Origin of the sequence: Escherichia sp. TW09308 (genome assembly GCF_000208565.1) — a bacterium.
In the GTDB taxonomy this organism is placed as follows: domain Bacteria; phylum Pseudomonadota; class Gammaproteobacteria; order Enterobacterales; family Enterobacteriaceae; genus Escherichia; species Escherichia marmotae.
In genome coordinates, this window is sequence record NZ_AEME01000001.1 from 855617 (window position 1) to 874584 (window position 18968).

An 18968-nucleotide genomic window follows, 5' to 3' on the forward strand; every position below is an offset into this window, starting at 1 on the left:
TGACGAAAAATGATGCTCGCGTTAGGTATGTTTGTTTTTATGCGCCAGACGCTGCCACACCAGACCATGCAGCGTGAATCAGATTATCGCTGGCCGTCAAATTCCCGTATCGGTAAACGGGATGCCTACCAGTTTCTCGGTGTTGGCGAGGAAAACATGACGCTTGCCGGTGTGCTTTATCCCGAACTGACCGGCGGCAAGCTGACGATGACCACGCTCAGGCTGATGGCAGAGGAAGGCCGGGCGTGGCCGTTGCTGGATGGCACCGGCATGATTTACGGCATGTATGTCATCAGCAAGGTGAGTGAAACAGGGAGTATTTTCTTTGCAGACGGCACACCCAGGAAAATTGATTTTACGCTGTCGCTCACCCGCGTTGATGAATCACTGGCCGCGCTTTATGGCGATATCGGTAAACAGGCGGAGTCGCTCATAGGTAAGGCCGGCAGTATGGCGACCAGATTCACAGGTATGGCGGGGGCGGGATAATGCTGGATGCGCTGACATTTGATGCAGGCAGTACGCTGACGCCGGATTACATGCTGATGCTCGACAGCAGGGATATTACCGGCAATATCAGCGACCGTCTGATGAGCATGACTCTGACGGATAACCGGGGCTTTGAGGCTGACCAGCTTGATATTGAACTGAACGATGCCGACGGGCAGGTCGGGCTGCCGGTTCGTGGCGCTGTCCTGACGGTGTATATCGGCTGGAAAGGTTTTGCCCTGGTATGCAAAGGGAAATTCACCGTTGATGAGGTTGAACACCGGGGCGCGCCGGATGTGGTCACTATCCGCGCCCGGAGTGCAGATTTTCGCGGGACGCTCAATTCCCGCCGGGAAGGCTCCTGGCATGACACCACGCTCGGTGCGATTGTTGAGGCGATTGCCTCCCGTAACAGGCTGGAAGCCAGTGTCGCTCCGTCACTGGCCGGAATTAAAATCCCGCACATCGACCAGTCGCAGGAGTCCGATGCGAAATTCCTGACCCGTCTTGCTGAACGCAACGGCGGCGAGGTGTCGGTAAAAATGGGAAAACTGCTGTTTCTCAAAGCGGGGCAGGGGGTGACGGCCAGCGGTAAAAAAATCCCGCAGATTACCATCACCCGCAGCGACGGCGACCGTCATCATTTTGCGATTGCTGACCGTGGAGCTTACACCGGCGTAACGGCAAAGTGGTTACACACCAAAGACCCGAAGCCGCAAAAGCAGAAGGTAAAACTGAAACGCAAAAAGAAAGAAAAACACCTGCGCGCACTGGAGCACCCGAAAGCGAAACCGGTCAGGCAGAAGAAAGCGCCAAAAGTACCGGAAGCGCGCGAAGGTGAATACATGGCCGGTGAAGCTGACAACGTTTTTGCCCTGACTACGGTATATGCCACAAAAGCGCAGGCCATGCGCGCCGCTCAGGCGAAGTGGGACAAACTGCAACGGGGCGTCGCGGAGTTCTCCATCAGCCTGGCTACCGGTCGGGCAGATATTTACACGGAAACACCGGTTAAAGTGTCAGGCTTTAAGCGCGTCATAGACGAGCAGGACTGGACAATCACTAAGGTGACACATTTTCTGAATAATAGCGGCTTCACGACGTCCTTAGAGCTTGAGGTCAGGCTTTCTGATGTGGAGTACGAAACAGAAGATGATGAGTGATGTATTTTATTTATCTGTTTGTTTTGTAAGGATAAATTAACTAAAATGGCACCATCAACAAAACCGGAAGAGGTGCTCGCGATGTTTCATTGTCCTTTATGCCAGCATGCTGCACATGCGCGTACAAGTCGCTATATCACTGACACGACAAAAGAGCGTTATCACCAGTGCCAGAACGTGAATTGCAGCGCCACGTTCATCACTTATGAGTCGGTACAGCGATACATCGTGAAGCCGGGAGAAGTCCACGCCGTAAGGCCGCACCCGTTGCCGTCAGGGCAGCAAATTATGTGGATGTGATCACAAAAATAGCCCCTCAGTTGAGGGGCTTATTTATGGTCGATGTGGACGCTATGTGGACAGTGGTTGACATAAATCCATTTATATCATCAGGTTAGGTGCTTTTTTGTGACACCATCCCTGTCTTCCCCCACATGATGTGGGGGTTTTTTTTATCCTCAATTTGCCTGTTGCTTAATGCATTGCAGATGATTTGCTTCCGTTATACTACCGTCAGTTGATAGCGGGAGTATTTATGAATCAATCTTATGGACGGCTGGTCAGCCGGGCGGCGATTGCTGCGACGGCGATGGCTTCGCTGCTATTGCTGATTAAAATTTTTGCATGGTGGTATACCGGTTCGGTGAGTATTCTCGCCGCGCTTGTCGACTCGTTGGTGGATATTGGTGCGTCACTGACCAATTTATTGGTGGTGCGTTATTCGTTGCAACCGGCGGATGACGAACATACTTTTGGTCATGGTAAAGCGGAATCCCTGGCTGCGTTGGCGCAAAGTATGTTTATCTCTGGTTCGGCGTTGTTTTTGTTTTTAACCGGGATCCAACATCTGATTTCACCGACGCCAATGAATGATCCTGGTGTCGGTATTATCGTCACAATTGTCGCGTTAGTTTGCACCATCGTTCTTGTCTCGTTTCAGCGTTGGGTGGTTCGCCGTACACAAAGTCAGGCGGTGCGTGCAGATATGCTCCATTATCAGTCTGATGTTATGATGAACGGCGCGATTTTGCTGGCACTTGCATTATCCTGGTACGGCTGGCATAGCGCAGATGCCCTGTTTGCTTTGGGTATTGGCATCTATATTTTATATAGTGCGTTACGCATGGGGTATGAGGCGGTACAGTCATTGCTGGATCGCGCGTTACCCGATGAGGAGCGGCAGGAAATTATTGATATCGTGACTTCCTGGCCGGGAGTAAGCGGCGCTCACGATCTTCGCACGCGGCAGTCAGGGCCGACTCGCTTTATTCAGATTCATTTGGAAATGGAAGACTCTCTGCCTCTGGTTCAGGCGCATATGGTGGCTGATCAGGTAGAGCAGGCTATTTTACGGCGTTTTCCAGGCTCGGATGTCATTATTCATCAGGACCCTTGTTCCGTCGTGCCCAGGGAAGGTAAACGGTTTGAGCTATCATAATGCTTGCGAAAAGAGAGCCAGACCCGCATTTTGTGTATAAATTACCGCCATTTGGCCTGACCTGAATCAATTCAGCAGGCAGTGGTTGTTATACTATCTGCATATTCGTTTGGTGTTCGATATGCAGAATCGACTTCCGGCAACAGATTTCATTTTGCATTCCAAAGTTCAGAGGTAGTCATGATTAAGAAAATCGGTGTGTTGACAAGTGGCGGTGATGCGCCTGGCATGAACGCAGCAATCCGTGGTGTCGTACGTGCGGCGCTGTCGGAAGGTCTGGAAGTCATGGGGATTTATGACGGCTATCTTGGCCTGTATGAAGACCGTATGGTTCAGCTTGACCGTTACAGTGTGTCTGACATGATCAACCGTGGTGGTACATTCCTCGGTTCTGCGCGCTTCCCTGAATTCCGCGACGAAAACATCCGCGCGGTGGCTATCGAAAACCTGAAAAAACGTGGCATCGATGCGCTGGTTGTTATCGGCGGTGACGGTTCCTACATGGGGGCAATGCGTCTGACCGAAATGGGTTTCCCATGCATTGGTCTGCCGGGCACCATCGACAACGATATCAAAGGTACTGACTACACCATCGGTTTCTTCACTGCACTGAGCACTGTTGTAGAAGCGATCGACCGTCTGCGTGATACATCTTCTTCTCACCAGCGTATTTCAGTGGTGGAAGTAATGGGTCGTTACTGTGGCGACCTGACTCTGGCTGCAGCAATCGCCGGTGGTTGTGAATTTGTTGTTGTACCGGAAGTCGAATTCAGCCGTGAAGATCTGGTAAACGAAATCAAAGCGGGTATTGCGAAAGGTAAGAAACACGCGATTGTGGCGATCACTGAACACATGTGCGATGTCGATGAACTGGCGCATTTCATCGAGAAAGAAACCGGTCGTGAAACTCGTGCAACCGTGCTGGGCCACATCCAGCGTGGTGGTTCTCCGGTGCCTTATGACCGTATTCTGGCTTCCCGTATGGGCGCATATGCGATTGATCTGCTGCTGGCAGGCTACGGTGGTCGTTGCGTAGGTATTCAGAACGAACAACTGGTTCACCATGACATCATCGACGCTATCGAAAACATGAAGCGTCCGTTCAAAGGTGATTGGCTGGACTGCGCGAAAAAACTGTATTAATGATATCGGGAAAAGGCAGCTTTCTTTTGCCTGAAACCGATGACAAAAGCAAAAATGCCTGATGCGCTTCGTTTATCAGGCCTATATGAATTCTGCAATTTATTGAATTTGCAAATTTTTGTAGGCCGGATAAGGCGGTCACGCCGCATCCGGCATGAACAAGCGTACATTGTCAGCAATTTGAGGCGGATTCATTCCGCCTTTTTTACTCCCCCATATATACCCTCAGGTTATATCCAATCTTTTTTTATTCTTTAATGTTTGATTCACGTTCTGGCACGCTTTGCTTATCACAACACAACATAAGAGAACCGGGCGATGAACAAGTGGGGCGTAGGGTTTACATTTTTGCTGGCGGCGACCAGCGTTATGGCAAAGGATATTCAGCTTCTTAACGTTTCGTATGATCCTACGCGCGAGTTGTACGAACAATACAACAAAGCGTTCAGTGCCCACTGGAAGCAGCAAACGGGCGATAGCGTAGTGATTCGTCAGTCGCACGGCGGCTCAGGTAAACAGGCAACGTCGGTGATTAACGGCATAGATGCTGATGTAGTGACGCTGGCGCTGGCTTACGACGTGGATGCGATTGCTGAACGTGGTCGAATTGATAAAAACTGGATCAAACGTCTGCCGGATAACTCCGCGCCGTACACCTCCACCATTGTCTTCCTGGTGCGCAAGGGTAATCCGAAGCAAATCCATGACTGGAACGACCTGGTTAAGCCCGGTATTTCAGTGATCACGCCTAACCCGAAAAGCTCTGGTGGCGCACGCTGGAACTACCTGGCAGCGTGGGGATACGCGCTGCATCACAATAATAACGATCAAGCGAAAGCACAGGATTTCGTGCGGTCGTTGTATAAAAACGTTGAAGTTCTGGATTCCGGCGCGCGTGGCTCTACTAATACTTTCGTCGAACGTGGTATTGGTGATGTGCTGATAGCCTGGGAAAACGAAGCACTGCTGGCAACGAATGAATTGGGGAAAGATAAATTCGAAATCGTCACGCCGAGCGAGTCTATTCTCGCGGAACCGACGGTGTCGGTTGTCGATAAAGTGGCGGAGAAAAAAGGCACCAAAGAGATCGCAGAAGCCTACCTGAAATATCTCTATACCCCAGAAGGTCAGGAGATTGCAGCCAAAAACTATTACCGTCCGCGCGATCCGGAGATAGCGAAAAAATATGAAAACGCTTTTCCGAAGCTGAAATTGTTTACCATCGATGAAGAGTTTGGCGGCTGGACGAAGGCGCAAAAAGAGCATTTTTCTAACGGTGGTACGTTCGACCAAATCAGCAAACGTTAATTTTGTTGAAGGTAACCAGGCCCGGAGGCATCTTGCGACCGGGTTTTTTATTTGTCACGATTTTGCGTTACCCTTGCATCTCTTTGAGGTACAGGGAAAAAACGATGAAAAAAACGGTTATTTTCATTTTGGTGATGATAGTTATCGCCGTTGCTGCGGGTTTCGGCTACTGGAAATTTACCGGTGATTCGGAGGTATTACGTAAGATTGTCCTTGAGCAATGTTTGCCCAATCAGCAGCAAAACCAAAACCCTTCGCCATGTGTGGAGGTAAAACCTAATGCCGGGTATGTGGTTTTAAAAGACATTAACGGCCCACTGCAATATCTGTTGATGCCAACGTATCGTATTAACGGTACTGAAAGCCCTTTGTTGACCGATCCTTCAACGCCTAACTTCTTTTGGTTGGCCTGGCAGGCGCGTGATTTTATGAGCCAAAAATACGGTCAGCAGATTCCCGATCGTGCGGTATCTCTGGCGATTAACTCCCGCACCGGGCGCACGCAAAATCATTTTCATATTCATATTTCTTGTATTCGTCCAGATGTACGCGAACAACTGGATAACAATCTGGCGAACATCAGTAGTCGTTGGTTGCCGCTGCCGGGCGGATTACAGGGGCATGAATACCTGGCGCGTCGGGTAACTGAAAGCGAATTAGTACAACGTAGTCCGTTTATGATGTTAGCGGAAGAAGTGCCTGGGGCACGGGAACATATGGGAAGTTACGGGCTGGCGATGGTACGACAGAGTGATAACTCGTTTGTATTGCTGGCGACGCAACGAAATCTCCTGACGCTGAATCGTGCTTCAGCCGAGGAAATTCAGGATCATCAGTGTGAGATTTTGCGTTAAGGCGAGTTAAGTGCCGGATGTGATATCCGGCACCTGTCAGACTTAAGCCTGTTTAGCGGCTTCTGCAGCTTTAACGATCACTGCGAAGGCGTCGGCTTTCAGAGAAGCACCGCCAACCAGTGCGCCGTCGATGTCCGGCTGAGCGAACAGTTCGGCGGCGTTAGAGGCGTTTACAGAACCGCCGTACTGGATGATCACTTGTTCAGCGATGTTAGCGTCAACTTTAGCGATGTGATCACGGATGAATTTGTGAACAGCCTGAGCCTGCGCTGGAGTTGCAGATTTGCCAGTACCGATTGCCCATACGGGTTCGTAAGCGATTACTGCACCTTCGAATGCAGCAGCACCCTGAGTTTTCAGCACCGCGTCGATCTGACGTGCGCACACTTCTTCAGTTTTGCCCGCTTCGTTTTCAGCTTCGGTTTCACCGATGCACAGAACCGGAGTCAGACCCTGCTCTTTCAGCACAGCGAATTTTTTCGCGATCAGTTCGTCAGACTCTTTGTGGTAAGTACGACGTTCAGAGTGACCGATGATGATGTACTGTGCGCCGATGTCTTTCAGCATAGCGGCAGAGGTTTCACCGGTGAATGCGCCGGACAGGTTCAGATCCACGTTCTGCGCGCCCAGCATGATGTGGCTGCCTTCAGCTTCACGCTTCGCCATATCGATGTACATTTCCGGTGGTGCGATTGCAACCGCACAGCCAGCAACACCTGCCAGCTCTTTACGCAGGTTAGAAACCAGCTCGTGAACCATGTGGCGGCTGCCGTTCAGTTTCCAGTTACCCATCACTAAAGGATGTCGCATTTTAATTCTCCACGCTTATAAGCGAATAAAGGAAGATGGCCGCCCCGCAGGGCAGCAGGTCTGTGAAATAGTATAGAGATTCATCGGCACAAAGGCTTTGCTTTTTGTCATTTATTCAACCCTTCAAGCGATTCAGATAGCGCCAGCTTAATCGGTTCAACAGCGAAGGTTAGCCCTTTTTCGCCGTTGTCCGCGACAACATAGCGCAATGCGCCTTCTGTCTCGGTGTAATAACGTTTGTTTTTCCCCGCAGTAAGGAGTGATTGCAGCTTTTTTTGGCTCTGTGTTTTGGTCATCAGCGGGGTAAGCGTGCGGATCATTGCCGCCATGTATTCCTGGGCTTTTGCTTTAGCGGCTTTTTGCTCTGGTCCCTGGATTGGTAGCCAGGTAATTTGAATACTTTTGATTTTTAAAGTGCCGCGCTCCAGCGCCGTAGAGGCATACAAGTTCTCGTTAATTTTACTGGCGGCGCGAGTCAGGTTGGCTTTGTCGGGGCTGCTGTCGATGGCGCGAAATTCGTTCAGTGGCAGATTGGGATTCTGGCTGTTAAAGTCTTCTCGAAACTGGCTGATGGAGAGATCGAAAGTGGGGGCACCAGCCAGCAGGTAGGGCGCTGTCGTTGCCGTGCCAGGCGATTGTGCGTGCACCGTTGCACTAACGGATAACACAACAGATAAGAGAAAAAACAGTGAACACCCTGACTTCATCGGCAGTACCTTTTGTTATGACTGGGTTCGATTAAAACGATATCTGTCGCCCTTGTCAAAAGGGTAGAATCCTGGAAAAGACAACCATCAAGGAACTTACATGACCATACAGCAATGGTTATTCTCGTTTAAAGGGCGTATTGGACGCCGTGATTTCTGGATTTGGATTGGCCTCTGGATCGTTGGGATGCTGGTGCTTTTCTCACTGGCAGGTAAAAAATTACTCGATATCCAGACCGCCGCGTTTTGCCTTGTGTGCCTGTTATGGCCGACAGCGGCAGTGACGGTGAAACGGCTGCACGATCGCGGCCGTTCTGGCGCATGGGCATTTTTGATGATTGTAGCGTGGATGCTTCTGGCGGGTAACTGGGCGATTTTACCGGGCGTCTGGCAATGGGCGGTAGGGCGTTTTATTCCGACGTTGATTCTGGTGATGATGCTTATTGATCTTGGCGCATTTGTCGGCACGCAAAGCGCAAATAAATACGGAAAAGACACCCAGGACGTAAAGTATAAGTCCGAGAATAAATCAAGCCATTAGTCCTTAATATATCTCTTATTGCTATTTTTATCCGGGATCGTTATTTCCACGTTGCAAATGACGATGCCCGGAAAATCTTCTTCATTTCCTCATCTTAAGCAATATCAAAAAAAATGGTAATCCATAAGATCATTACTTGTTTGTTCTTCTCTTAACGGCGCATTATTCTTAAGTGGCAATCGACAGAGAGGCGAATATACAGAGGTGCCCTATGAAAGATGTCGTAGATAAATGCAGTACTAAAGGATGTGCGATTGATATCGGTACGGTTATTGATAACGATAACTGTACCAGCAAACTTTCGCGCTTTTTTGCCACCCGCGAAGAAGCAGAGTCCTTTATGACTAAACTGAAAGAGCTTGCTGCTGCCGCATCCTCTGCGGATGAAGGGGCCAGCGTGGCTTATAAGATTAAAGATCTGGAGGGGCAGGTTGAGCTTGATGCGGCCTTCACCTTCTCATGCCAGGCCGAGATGATTATTTTTGAGTTATCACTGCGTTCACTTGGTTAATGGAGTTAAACATGGCTTATAAACACATTGGCGTGGCAATTTCCGGGAATGAAGAAGATGCCTTACTGGTGAACAAAGCCCTGGATCTCGCCAGACATAACGATGCCCACCTGACGTTAATTCATATCGATGATGGCTTAAGCGAGTTGTATCCGGGTATCTACTTTCCGGCAACAGAAGATATTCTTCAACTGTTGAAAGATAAGTCGGATAACAAACTGTATAAACTGACGAAAAATATTCAGTGGCCGAAGACGAAACTGCGCATTGAGCGCGGAGAAATGCCAGAAACACTGCTGGAAATTATGCAAAAAGAGCAGTGCGACCTCCTTGTCTGTGGTCATCACCACTCGTTTATCAACCGTTTGATGCCAGCATATCGCGGAATGATCAATAAGTTGAATGCGGATCTACTCATCGTGCCGTTTATCGATAAGTAACCGCTTACCAGTAATGCTCCGCTGTCATGTGGCCCGGTCGACGACGTAAATGTTTCGTCATCTGCCGGGTCTCTTTCAGCAGTTGCTGCGTATCACGCACCATCTGCGGATTGCCACACAGCATCACATGGCTGGTCTCTTTGTTCATTGGCAGGCCAACCGCATTTTCCAGTTCACCACTTTCAATCAACGCCGGTATCCGGCCGGTAAGTGAACCCGCTACCGTTTCCCGGCTGACCACCGTCTGAATGCGCAGTTTTCCCTCGTAGCGTTTTTCCAGTTCCTGCATAAGAGGCAAATAGCTTAAGTCGGCGGCATAACGTGCGGCGTGAACCAGTACCAGATTTTTGAAGCGATCTAAATCTTTGCCCAATTGTAGAATCGATAAATAGGGGCCAATCGCCGTACCGGTCGCCAGCATCCAAAGTGTTTCGCAATCCGGCACTTCATCCAGCACAAAGAACCCTGCCGCCTCGCTAACGACCTGCACTTCGTCACCCGGTTTTAGCGCCGCCAGTCGCGGGCTTAATTTGCCATCGGGGACGGTGACCAGATAAAACTCCAGATCGGGATTGTCGGGCGAGTTCACATAGGAGTAGGCACGCTGAACGCGTTCGCCATCAATTTCAAGGCCAAGTTTGGTGAATTGCCCGGCGGTAAACGGAAGCACGGGAGCGTGAACGGTGAGACTAAACAGGGCGTCGGTCCAGTTCTGCACTTTAGTGACTTTGCCTGTTACCCAATCAGCCATGTTTCTCTCCTGTTTTGATTGACTTGCCTTATCTTCGTTCTCCGAACAAAAAAATTCCAGTCCCGAAGGACTGGAAGGCTCAATCGATCAAATCGATCAGAGAATATGCACCTGCATTTCCGGGTCTTTACGATCCAGATAATGAATCGACTGAATGCGACGAATGGTACGTGACTTACCACGGATCAGCAGCGTTTCAGTGGTGGCAATATTGCCTTTGCGGCTAATCCCTTCCAGCAGATCGCCTTTGGTGATGCCGGTGGCAGAGAAGATGACGTTATCGCTACGCGCCATATCGCCCAGACGCAGCACTTTACCGGCTTCAATACCCATTGCTTTGCAGCGTGCCAGTTCCTGTTCGCCAATGCGGCGATTTTCCAGGTTATCACCTTTGACATCATGGCGTGCCAGCAGACGGCCGTTCATATCGCCATCTAATGCACGGATCACCGCCGCAGAAACCACACCTTCTGGCGCACCGCCAATGCCGTACAGCACATCAACTTCGCTATCCGGCATACAGGTAAGAATGGAGGCGGCGACGTCGCCATCCGGAATAGCAAACACGCGCACGCCGAGTTGTTGCATTTCTGCGATAACCGCGTCGTGGCGTGGTTTCGCCAGAATCGTTACCGTCAGTTCGCTTAACGGTTTGCCGAGTGCCGTTGCAACATTGCGCAGGTTATCCGCCAGCGGCAGATTCAGGTCGATGACGCCTTTGGCACCAGGTCCGACGATCAACTTCTCCATATACATATCCGGTGCATTGAGGAAGCAGCCTTTATCGCCTACAGCCAGCACTGCCAGCGCATTAGCCTGGCCCATCGCTGTCATTCGCGTACCTTCAATCGGATCAACAGCAATATCCACCGCATCGCCGCGACCAGTACCGACTTTTTCACCAATGTAGAGCATCGGCGCTTCGTCGATTTCACCTTCACCAATGACGATGGTGCCGTCAATGTTGACCTGGTTGAGCATGATACGCATGGCATTTACTGCCGCACCGTCAGCGGTATTTTTATCGCCGCGTCCTAACCATTTGTAGCCAGCCAGCGCCGCAGATTCAGTGACGCGGGAAAATTCGATGGCAAGTTCTCGTCTCATAGCAAACTCTAAGCAGTAAGGAATGGCGCGAAGTGTAGCACAGGGGAGGGGGCGGATTATTGATGTGTGCGGGGATTGCCCCCGCACGGAGCCATAGTCTGCGACATGCCGGATGCGGCGTGAACGCCTTATCCGGCCTACACAAAATGGCATCGGTTCGTAGGCCTGATAAGACGCGTCAGCGTCGCATCAGGCAATCAGCATCAGGCAATCGGTCAGATGCCTGACATTACTCCTCGTGTTCTTCCCACGCCATCGCACGTTTAACCGCTTTTTTCCAGCCTGCGTAACGGTAATTACGCTCGGTAGTTTCGATGCCTGGACGGAACTCGCGTTCAATCACCGCTTTCTCTTGCAGTTCGTCGAGGTTCTGCCAGAAGCCAACCGCTAGGCCTGCGAGATAGGCCGCACCCAATGCGGTGACTTCGCGAACTTCCGGGCGCTCAACGCGGGTGCCGAGAATATCGGACTGGAACTGCATCAGGAAATTGTTTGCTACTGCGCCACCATCCACGCGCAGGGCGTGCAGACGGATACCAGAGTCGGCCTGCATCGCTTCCAGCACGTCACGCGTCTGATAAGCAATAGACTCCAGCGTCGCGCGTATAATGTGGTTAGCGTTCACCCCACGAGTCAGACCGAAAATCGCCCCGCGCGCATACGGATCCCAGTACGGCGCACCCAGCCCGGTAAACGCCGGAACCACATATACGCCGTTGGTGTTTTGCACTTTGGTGGCAAAGTATTCGGAATCGTACGCGTCGTTAATCAACTTCATTTCATCACGCAGCCACTGAATGGATGCCCCCGCCATAAACACCGCACCTTCCAGCGCATAGTTCACTTCCCCGCCTGGGCCACAGGCGATGGTAGTCAGCAGGCCGTTTTCTGATTTCACCGCTTTATCGCCGGTGTTCATCAGCATAAAGCAGCCGGTGCCGTAGGTATTCTTCGCCATCCCTTCTTTCACGCACAACTGACCGAATAGCGCCGCCTGCTGATCACCCGCGATCCCAGCGATCGGAATACGAGTGCCGCCTTTGCCGCCAATGTTGGTCTGGCCGTACACTTCAGAAGAGCGACGCACTTCTGGCAGCATCTCGCGCGGGATATCCAGCGCGTCGAGCATTTTGTCGTCCCAGTCCAGAGTATGGATGTTGAATAACATGGTACGGGATGCGTTGGTGTAATCGGTCACGTGAACGCGGCCCTGAGTCATTTTCCAGATAAGCCAGGTATCAACCGTACCGAACAGCAACTCGCCACGACGTGCACGCTCGCGAGAGCCTTCCACATGGTCAAGGATCCACTTCACTTTGGTGCCGGAGAAGTATGGGTCAATGACCAGACCGGTGTTATTACGAATGTACTCTTCCATGCCATCGCGCTTGAGATGCTCGCAGATCTCGGCGGTACGACGGCACTGCCAGACGATGGCGTTATAGATCGGTTTGCCGGTTTCTTTTTCCCAGACGATAGTGGTTTCACGCTGGTTAGTAATACCAATAGCTGCAATTTGATCGGAACTGATATCGGCTTTCGCCAGCACTTCCACCAGCGTGGAGCTTTGGGTGGCCCAGATTTCCATTGGGTCGTGTTCTACCCAGCCTGGTTTTGGGTAGATTTGCTCAAATTCGCGCTGTGAGACGCTAATGATATTGGCATCGTGATCCATCACGACTGCGCGGGAGCTGGTTGTGCCCTGGTCGAGTGCAACGATATATTTTTTTTCAGTCATGTTTAATTGTCCCGTAGTCACATTACAGTGAAGCTTTTTGTTCTGAAGGAGTTGTGATCTCCTTTTCTTCCACAACACAGATATCGCAAGGCAAATGGCGGCCAATCAGTTTGCGGTAGGCAAATGCACCTACAATCGCACCGACGATAGGGCCAAAAAGCGGCACCAGGAAGTAAGGAATGTCTCTGCCGCCGGTAAAGGCGACATTGCCCCAGCCCGCCAGCCAGGCAAAGGCTTTCGGACCGATGTCACGCGCTGGGTTCATGGCAAAGCCCGTCAATGGACCCATAGATGCGCCAATAACCGCAATCAGTAGACCAATCAACAACGGTGCCAACGGCCCACGTGGTACACCGTTGCCATCGTCCGTTAACGCCAGGATCAGCCCCATCAGAATAGCGGTAATCACCATCTCAACTGCGAAGGCCTGCACAAAATTGATATGAGGATTAGGATAAGTAGAGAAAGTACCCGCCAGATCAACACTTTCGATGCTGCCGCGAACAATGTGATGGGTCTGCTCGAAGTCGAGGAATAAGTTGTAGTAAAGCCCGTAAACTAATGCCGCAGCGCAGAAAGCACCGGCAACTTGTGAAACGATAAAAGGAATAACTTTGCGCTTGTCGAAACAGGCAAACAGCCACAACGCAATGGTGACAGCGGGATTAAGATGCGCGCCGGAAACCCCTGCGGTCAGGTAGATAGCCATCGCCACCCCCAGTCCCCAAATGACACTGATTTCCCACTGACCAAAAGACGCACCAGCGACTTTAAGTGCTGCAACGCAACCCACACCGAAAAAAATCAGCAACCCGGTTCCGAGGAATTCAGCAATGCACTGGCCTTTCAAGGTTGATGTTTGACTCATAATCGGATCCTGAAGAGTTAATGTTTGTTGTATGCGTGAAAGTCACGAACCTCCACGATGCTTGTAGGCATGCTGTAAACTTATCGTTAACGAGCAAAAACGAGAAATATCGAACTTAAAATGTGTGTGCTTCGTCATAAAATGAGCGTTATCGCGCCATTTATTCCATCATGTTTACACATGATGCATGTTTGTTAGATCATTAGTGCAACAAATTTATTAACATTTTCGATTGGTGTGGATTATGTCACCAGGAGAAGGATGAAAAGTGTGGCAAACCGTAATCTGCAAGGCGTGCCGCTGGACAGCGATGGCGCGGCTTCATACAATCGGAGCTAACTAAAGTGCGCTCGTATTTATTAAGGCGTCACCGATAATCGGGACGAGGATTTTTATCCATCAACGCCTTGCAATTCAGGAGAGGTATGACAATGTCATTAGAAGTGTTTGAGAAACTGGAAGCAAAAGTACAGCAGGCGATTGATACCATCACTCTGTTGCAGATGGAAATCGAAGAGCTGAAAGAAAAAAATAACTCACTGTCGCAGGAAGTTCAGAATGCCCAGCATCAGCGCGAAGAACTGGAGCGTGAGAACAACCATCTGAAAGAACAGCAGCACGGCTGGCAGGAACGTCTGCAGGCACTGCTGGGTCGTATGGAAGAAGTTTAATCTCTTCCACGCAGAGGCGCCGCAAGGCGCCTTATTTTTTACTTCACTGTATTTTTAGCAGACAACATAATCTCCATCGCCTGTTGGCGATATTTATCTGCCGTATCTGGCTCCATTAATGCAATGATCCCCACAGCCCTGGGGGTGTCTTCAAGATAAACACTGATGGTTCTTTTCTGCTGACCATCAAAATTTATCAACACATCCTGATACTTACAGGTGAAATGTTTGGCATTACAATCATGAAACTGGAAGGTTTCTTCATTGTATTGATCCTTGAGATTGTCTCGCTGCATCTTCTTTAACTCTTCCAGCGAGTCATCGGCGCTACGTCCTGCGGGCAGGCGGAAAGCAGAAATAAAGACGCTATTATCTTCACTTCTTATATCAATGGTTTTATCAGTACTAATAGAAACCGTATTCCAGTGTCGGTTTGGGACAGTCACGGAAATAGCTGCCTTCTCAAACGTATAGTGCCACGGGGTGAACAGACGAAACGTATTGCCGACGTTGGATAAAAGCAGGACTCCCAATACCCAACAGCACCCGCGAGTAAAACTGGCGAAGTTACGCGTTTTTTTAGTGAATGTGCACAGAATACCTGACACAAGCACGGGAAGTAATAACGGCCCAAGAAGTACTGAACCGATATACTCGCCAACCATCCCAGGATCTCCAGTAAGCAAGTTACTGTGCTGAAGATGACTAAGAAAAACAGTTATTATCCATAGTATTAATAAGATAACGTATCTCATATCAATCCATTATTATTAACATGCACATCAGATCATTGACGAGCAGAAAGCATCATTTTCATTACTTCTTCTTGATATTCGTCCAAATAATCTGGGTCGATAGCTGCGACCAGTTGTATCAAATTAGTGTTATCCAGTAGAGTCATGAAAATAGCATGTCTTACTTTGCCATCACTCATTGTTTGCACTCCTTCCTGATAAGCGCAGGCAAATCCCTGAACATCACAAACATGCATTTCTGCAGTTCCGTTTTGAGTCGCGGTAAGTTCCTCGATTGAATGCACACCGAGTTCATTTTGTGAGAAGGCAACAATAGCTAAAATAGCATGGGCATCCCGGGTCACCAGGGTTGGTCCTTGTTTTACTATATTGGCAACCCACTGTTTGCTCGGAACCGTGACGGTGATACCTGGCTCCGGGAAAGTATAATCCCATATGCTGTGTCGTTCCCACACCGTATAGCTGCTATAGATAAGAAATAATCCCATTAACCAACAAGTGCCGCGAATAAAGCTGCGGCTGTTTCTTTTTTTTATCGTTATACAGATGATTGTGGCGATAATAAATGATAAGGCAAGTGGGTTAAAAAATACGTTAGCAAAATATAAAATCATTTCACCCGCGTTGCCAGATAAAAGAAATTTGTAGCGGAAATGGTTAACGGCTATAAGTAATAAATATATAAATAAAAGAATAATATTCCGCATGAATGCGTCCATGTATAAAAAAGGGGAATTTAATTCCCCTTTTAACGCATGGCAGATACTTATTCAATATCCAGCGGATCTTCAGAAAGAATAATCCCGGTATTGTCGGCATAGAGATGGTCACCGGAGAAGAAGGTGACGCCGCCAAAATTGACGCGGACATCGCTTTCACCAATGCCTTCGCCAGCGGCACCGACCGGAATTGCGGCCATCGCCTGGATGCCGATATCCAGCTCTTCCAGATCATCTACCTGGCGCACTGCACCATAAATGACCAGGCCTTCCCATTCATTTTGTACCGCCAGACGCGCCAGTTCAGCATCGACCAGTGCGCGACGAACAGAACCACCGCCATCGACGACAAGAACACGACCACGGCCATTCTGTTCGAGCAGATCGTACAGCAACCCGTTGTCCTCGAAACATTTTACCGTGATGATTTGTCCGCCAAACGACGCCCGTCCACCAAAGTTGGAGAACAGCGGTTCCACGACGTTGACATCTTCTTGATAGATGTCACAAAGCTCGGAAGTATCGTATTTCATAGGCTTAACATTCAGTTGCTGCGAGAATTTTCAGTATATCGCGCTATGTGGGTTGTTGGCAAAATCATCAATTGTTAATTGATATTTGTCAGTTATGCTGCCCACTGGCTTAGGAATATCCCCAAAACAAACAGCAGGTTAGTCAGTAATGCCCCTTTAACAGTGCGTTCCAGCATCGGACGCATCGCCACCGGGTCCATTTCACGCATCACATAACGGGTTTGTTTCACTAACAACGGTGCCGCCAGCAGGAACAGCCAACCCCACAGGCTGTGCAGCGAAAAGAGATTAAACAGTGCCAGGCACACCAGTGACCCCATCAGCAGACAGGCATGGTAACGGCGTGCGTTCACTTCACCTAAGCGTACAGCCAGCGTGTTCTTGCCATTCTCGCGGTCGCTATTGATATCACGCAGATTATTAATGTTCAGTACCGCAGTAGCCAGCAGGCCACATGCTGTAGCCGGAAGGATCAACGCCGGAATCAGGGTATGCGCCTGCAAATACCAGCTCCCCATCACGCTTAACCAACCAAAGAACACCAGTACGGAAATATCGCCAAGGCCAATATAACCATAAGGACGATTGCCCACGGTGTAGGTGATAGCGGCAATGATCGACAACCCGCCAAGAATCAGGAAACCGACAAAATCGGCCAGCGTATGGCACGCCACTGCAACCAGTGCCAGCCCGGAGAGACAGATGAGCACGACGGTAATAATGAGCGCCCGTTTCATCTCTTGCTGGGTAATGACCCCTTTTTGCATCCCGCGTAGTGGTCCGATACGGTCAGGTTTGTCGCTGCCTTTAACGGCATCACCGTAATCATTGGCGAGGTTAGAGAGGATCTGTAACAGCCCGGCGGTAATCAGTGCCAGCAGAGCGACCAGCGGATCGAAGTGACCTTGCCACCATGCCAGCGCCGTCCCGACGATAATTGCAGCAAAGGCGAGGGGGAGGGTTTTAGGTCGTAAACTTTCCAGCCACGCCTGAGTTCGGCTAATTTGTTGTTCAGTCATAATACGCGCCAATAAAAATGGGGCCTTTCAGCCCCATCAAACAATGATGAAAATGATTGAACGCGATTATAGGATAAAACGGCTCAGATCTTCATCTGCCACCAACGCATCCAGATGTTTGCTCACATAATCTGCGTCAATGATGATAGTTTGACCGCTTAAATCGCTGGCGTCGTAGGAGATCTCCTCCATCAAACGCTCCAGAACGGTATGTAAACGACGTGCACCGATGTTTTCGGTAGATTCGTTCACCTGCCATGCGGCTTCCGCGATGCGCTTAATACCGGAGTCGGTGAACTCAATGTTTACGCCTTCAGTCGCCATCAGTGCTTTGTACTGCACGGTGATAGAGGCATTCGGTTCGGTCAGAATACGCTCGAAGTCGCTGGTGGTCAGTGCCTGCAGCTCAACGCGGATCGGCAGACGACCTTGCAGTTCCGGGATCAGGTCAGACGGTTTAGCAATCTGGAACGCACCAGAAGCGATAAACAGAATGTGGTCAGTTTTGACCATCCCGTGTTTAGTGGAAACGGTGCAACCTTCTACCAGTGGTAGCAGGTCGCGCTGAACGCCTTCACGAGAAACATCCGGACCGGAAGATTCTCCGCGCTTACAGATTTTGTCGATTTCGTCGATAAACACGATCCCGTGTTGTTCAACGGCATCGATAGCGTCTTGCTTCAGCTCTTCCGGGTTCACCAGTTTCGCCGCTTCTTCTTCAATCAGCAGCTTCATGGCGTCTTTGATTTTCAGCTTACGCGCTTTTTGCTTCTGACCACCCAGGTTCTGGAACATAGACTGCAACTGGCTGGTCATCTCTTCCATTCCCGGAGGTGCCATAATTTCAACGCCCATCGGTGCTGCGGCAAGATCGATCTCGATTTCTTTGTCATCGAGCTGGCCTTCACGCAGTTTTTTGCGGAATGCCTGACGTGCTGCAGACGGTTCCTGCTGCTGTTCGGTCTGTCCCCAGTTGTTTTTGGCCGGAGGGATTAGCACGTCGAGAATGCGCTCTTCTGCCAGTTCTTCAGCGCGATAACGGTTTTTCTCGATAGCCTGGACGCGTACCATTTTCACGGCGGCATCGGTCAGATCGCGAATAATAGAATCCACTTCCTTACCGACATAGCCCACTTCGGTGAATTTGGTGGCTTCAACTTTGATGAACGGCGCATTCGCCAGCTTCGCCAGACGACGGGCGATTTCAGTTTTACCGACGCCGGTCGGGCCGATCATCAGGATGTTTTTTGGGGTCACTTCATGGCGCAGCTCTTCGTTGAGCTGCATGCGACGCCAGCGGTTACGCAGTGCAATCGCCACAGAACGCTTAGCGTTATCCTGGCCGATGATGTGCTTATCCAGTTCGCTGACGATTTCGCGTGGGGTCATTTCAGACATGGGAG

The 18968-nt window shown here is 50.1% G+C and carries 22 protein-coding genes; 11 read left to right on the forward strand and 11 right to left on the reverse strand.

The annotated features are described in order from the left end of the window. The first annotated feature begins 9 nt into the window (after window positions 1-9). The 7 genes from ESM_RS0104305 (at window position 10) to cdh (ending at window position 6395) form a co-directional block, all read left to right on the forward strand. Window positions 10-489 carry a phage tail protein gene (locus ESM_RS0104305; protein WP_000978912.1) on the forward strand — a complete coding sequence of 160 codons (480 nt, stop codon included), beginning with the start codon at window positions 10-12 and terminating at the stop codon, window positions 487-489. Then, complete coding sequence (locus tag ESM_RS0104310; protein ID WP_000882966.1) at window positions 489-1652, forward strand: phage late control D family protein; 1164 nt, start codon at window positions 489-491, stop codon at window positions 1650-1652. Before ESM_RS0104305 ends, ESM_RS0104310 begins: the two co-directional genes overlap by 1 nt. Before the next feature lie 81 nt (window positions 1653-1733). Further along, window positions 1734-1952 carry a prophage transcriptional regulator OgrK gene (ogrK, locus tag ESM_RS1000000126255; RefSeq protein ID WP_000468308.1) on the forward strand — a complete coding sequence of 73 codons (219 nt, stop codon included), beginning with the start codon at window positions 1734-1736 and terminating at the stop codon, window positions 1950-1952. A 235-nt stretch (window positions 1953-2187) separates the two neighbouring features. Further along, entirely contained in the window at window positions 2188-3090 is a 903-nt protein-coding gene (fieF, locus tag ESM_RS0104315) for a CDF family cation-efflux transporter FieF (RefSeq protein WP_001076732.1), read from the forward strand. A gap of 180 nt (window positions 3091-3270) precedes the next feature. Next, on the forward strand, window positions 3271-4233 hold the full coding sequence (gene pfkA / locus ESM_RS0104320) for a 6-phosphofructokinase (protein WP_001517511.1): 963 nt from the start codon (window positions 3271-3273) through the stop codon (window positions 4231-4233). Between the two features lie 318 nt (window positions 4234-4551). Next, window positions 4552-5541 (forward strand): sulfate/thiosulfate ABC transporter substrate-binding protein Sbp, encoded by a 990-nt coding sequence (gene sbp / locus ESM_RS0104325; protein WP_001045669.1) that lies wholly within the window; start codon window positions 4552-4554, stop codon window positions 5539-5541. Window positions 5542-5645: 104 nt separating this feature from the next. Beyond that, on the forward strand, window positions 5646-6395 hold the full coding sequence (cdh, locus tag ESM_RS0104330; protein ID WP_010376556.1) for a CDP-diacylglycerol diphosphatase: 750 nt from the start codon (window positions 5646-5648) through the stop codon (window positions 6393-6395). Window positions 6396-6437: 42 nt separating this feature from the next. Here cdh and tpiA read toward each other — a convergent pair whose 3' ends face one another. Both tpiA and ESM_RS0104340 read right to left on the reverse strand, forming a co-directional pair. Next, window positions 6438-7205 carry a triose-phosphate isomerase gene (tpiA, locus tag ESM_RS0104335; protein ID WP_001216325.1) on the reverse strand — a complete coding sequence of 256 codons (768 nt, stop codon included), beginning with the start codon at window positions 7203-7205 and terminating at the stop codon, window positions 6438-6440. A 107-nt stretch (window positions 7206-7312) separates the two neighbouring features. Beyond that, the gene (locus ESM_RS0104340; protein WP_000834907.1) at window positions 7313-7912 is read right to left on the reverse strand and encodes a YiiQ family protein; all 600 of its coding nucleotides are present in this window, start codon (window positions 7910-7912) and stop codon (window positions 7313-7315) included. A gap of 100 nt (window positions 7913-8012) precedes the next feature. On the opposite strand from ESM_RS0104340, the gene ESM_RS0104345 reads away from it, so the two are divergent. From ESM_RS0104345 to uspD, 3 genes are all read left to right on the forward strand, one after another. Then, window positions 8013-8453, forward strand: coding sequence for a DUF805 domain-containing protein (locus tag ESM_RS0104345; RefSeq protein ID WP_000155271.1), 441 nt, complete (start codon window positions 8013-8015; stop codon window positions 8451-8453). 211 nt (window positions 8454-8664) lie between these two features. After that, complete coding sequence (locus ESM_RS0104350) at window positions 8665-8964, forward strand: DUF406 domain-containing protein (RefSeq protein WP_000655993.1); 300 nt, start codon at window positions 8665-8667, stop codon at window positions 8962-8964. 11 nt (window positions 8965-8975) lie between these two features. Further along, a complete protein-coding gene (uspD, locus tag ESM_RS0104355) occupies window positions 8976-9404 on the forward strand; it encodes a universal stress protein UspD (RefSeq protein WP_000323548.1) in 429 nt (142 codons plus the stop codon). 4 nt (window positions 9405-9408) lie between these two features. Here the strand turns inward: uspD and fpr are convergent, their stop codons facing one another. The 4 genes from fpr to glpF all read right to left on the reverse strand — a co-directional run bounded on the left by fpr (window position 9409) and on the right by glpF (window position 13868). Continuing rightward, entirely contained in the window at window positions 9409-10155 is a 747-nt protein-coding gene (fpr, locus tag ESM_RS0104360) for a ferredoxin--NADP(+) reductase (RefSeq protein WP_000796325.1), read from the reverse strand. A 96-nt stretch (window positions 10156-10251) separates the two neighbouring features. After that, entirely contained in the window at window positions 10252-11262 is a 1011-nt protein-coding gene (glpX, locus tag ESM_RS0104365) for a class II fructose-bisphosphatase (protein ID WP_001250656.1), read from the reverse strand. 229 nt (window positions 11263-11491) lie between these two features. Then, the gene (gene glpK, locus ESM_RS0104370; RefSeq protein ID WP_000136800.1) at window positions 11492-13000 is read right to left on the reverse strand and encodes a glycerol kinase GlpK; all 1509 of its coding nucleotides are present in this window, start codon (window positions 12998-13000) and stop codon (window positions 11492-11494) included. 22 nt (window positions 13001-13022) lie between these two features. Then, a complete protein-coding gene (gene glpF / locus ESM_RS0104375; RefSeq protein ID WP_000084274.1) occupies window positions 13023-13868 on the reverse strand; it encodes a glycerol uptake facilitator protein GlpF in 846 nt (281 codons plus the stop codon). A gap of 425 nt (window positions 13869-14293) precedes the next feature. Between glpF and zapB the strand changes: the two genes are divergently transcribed. Further along, a complete protein-coding gene (zapB, locus tag ESM_RS0104380; protein WP_077627654.1) occupies window positions 14294-14539 on the forward strand; it encodes a septal ring assembly protein ZapB in 246 nt (81 codons plus the stop codon). A 38-nt stretch (window positions 14540-14577) separates the two neighbouring features. Here the strand turns inward: zapB and ESM_RS1000000127630 are convergent, their stop codons facing one another. The 5 genes from ESM_RS1000000127630 to hslU all read right to left on the reverse strand — a co-directional run bounded on the left by ESM_RS1000000127630 (window position 14578) and on the right by hslU (window position 18963). Next, window positions 14578-15204, reverse strand: a complete 627-nt coding sequence (locus tag ESM_RS1000000127630; protein WP_000232687.1) for a hypothetical protein — start codon at window positions 15202-15204, stop codon at window positions 14578-14580. Window positions 15205-15326: 122 nt separating this feature from the next. Next, on the reverse strand, window positions 15327-16001 hold the full coding sequence (locus ESM_RS0104390; protein WP_024257663.1) for a hypothetical protein: 675 nt from the start codon (window positions 15999-16001) through the stop codon (window positions 15327-15329). Window positions 16002-16060: 59 nt separating this feature from the next. After that, a complete protein-coding gene (gene rraA, locus ESM_RS0104395) occupies window positions 16061-16546 on the reverse strand; it encodes a ribonuclease E activity regulator RraA (RefSeq protein WP_000872908.1) in 486 nt (161 codons plus the stop codon). Window positions 16547-16638: 92 nt separating this feature from the next. Next, complete coding sequence (gene menA, locus ESM_RS0104400; RefSeq protein WP_010376573.1) at window positions 16639-17565, reverse strand: 1,4-dihydroxy-2-naphthoate polyprenyltransferase; 927 nt, start codon at window positions 17563-17565, stop codon at window positions 16639-16641. Between the two features lie 66 nt (window positions 17566-17631). Further along, entirely contained in the window at window positions 17632-18963 is a 1332-nt protein-coding gene (gene hslU, locus ESM_RS0104405; RefSeq protein ID WP_001293343.1) for an HslU--HslV peptidase ATPase subunit, read from the reverse strand. Window positions 18964-18968: the final 5 nt, after the last annotated feature.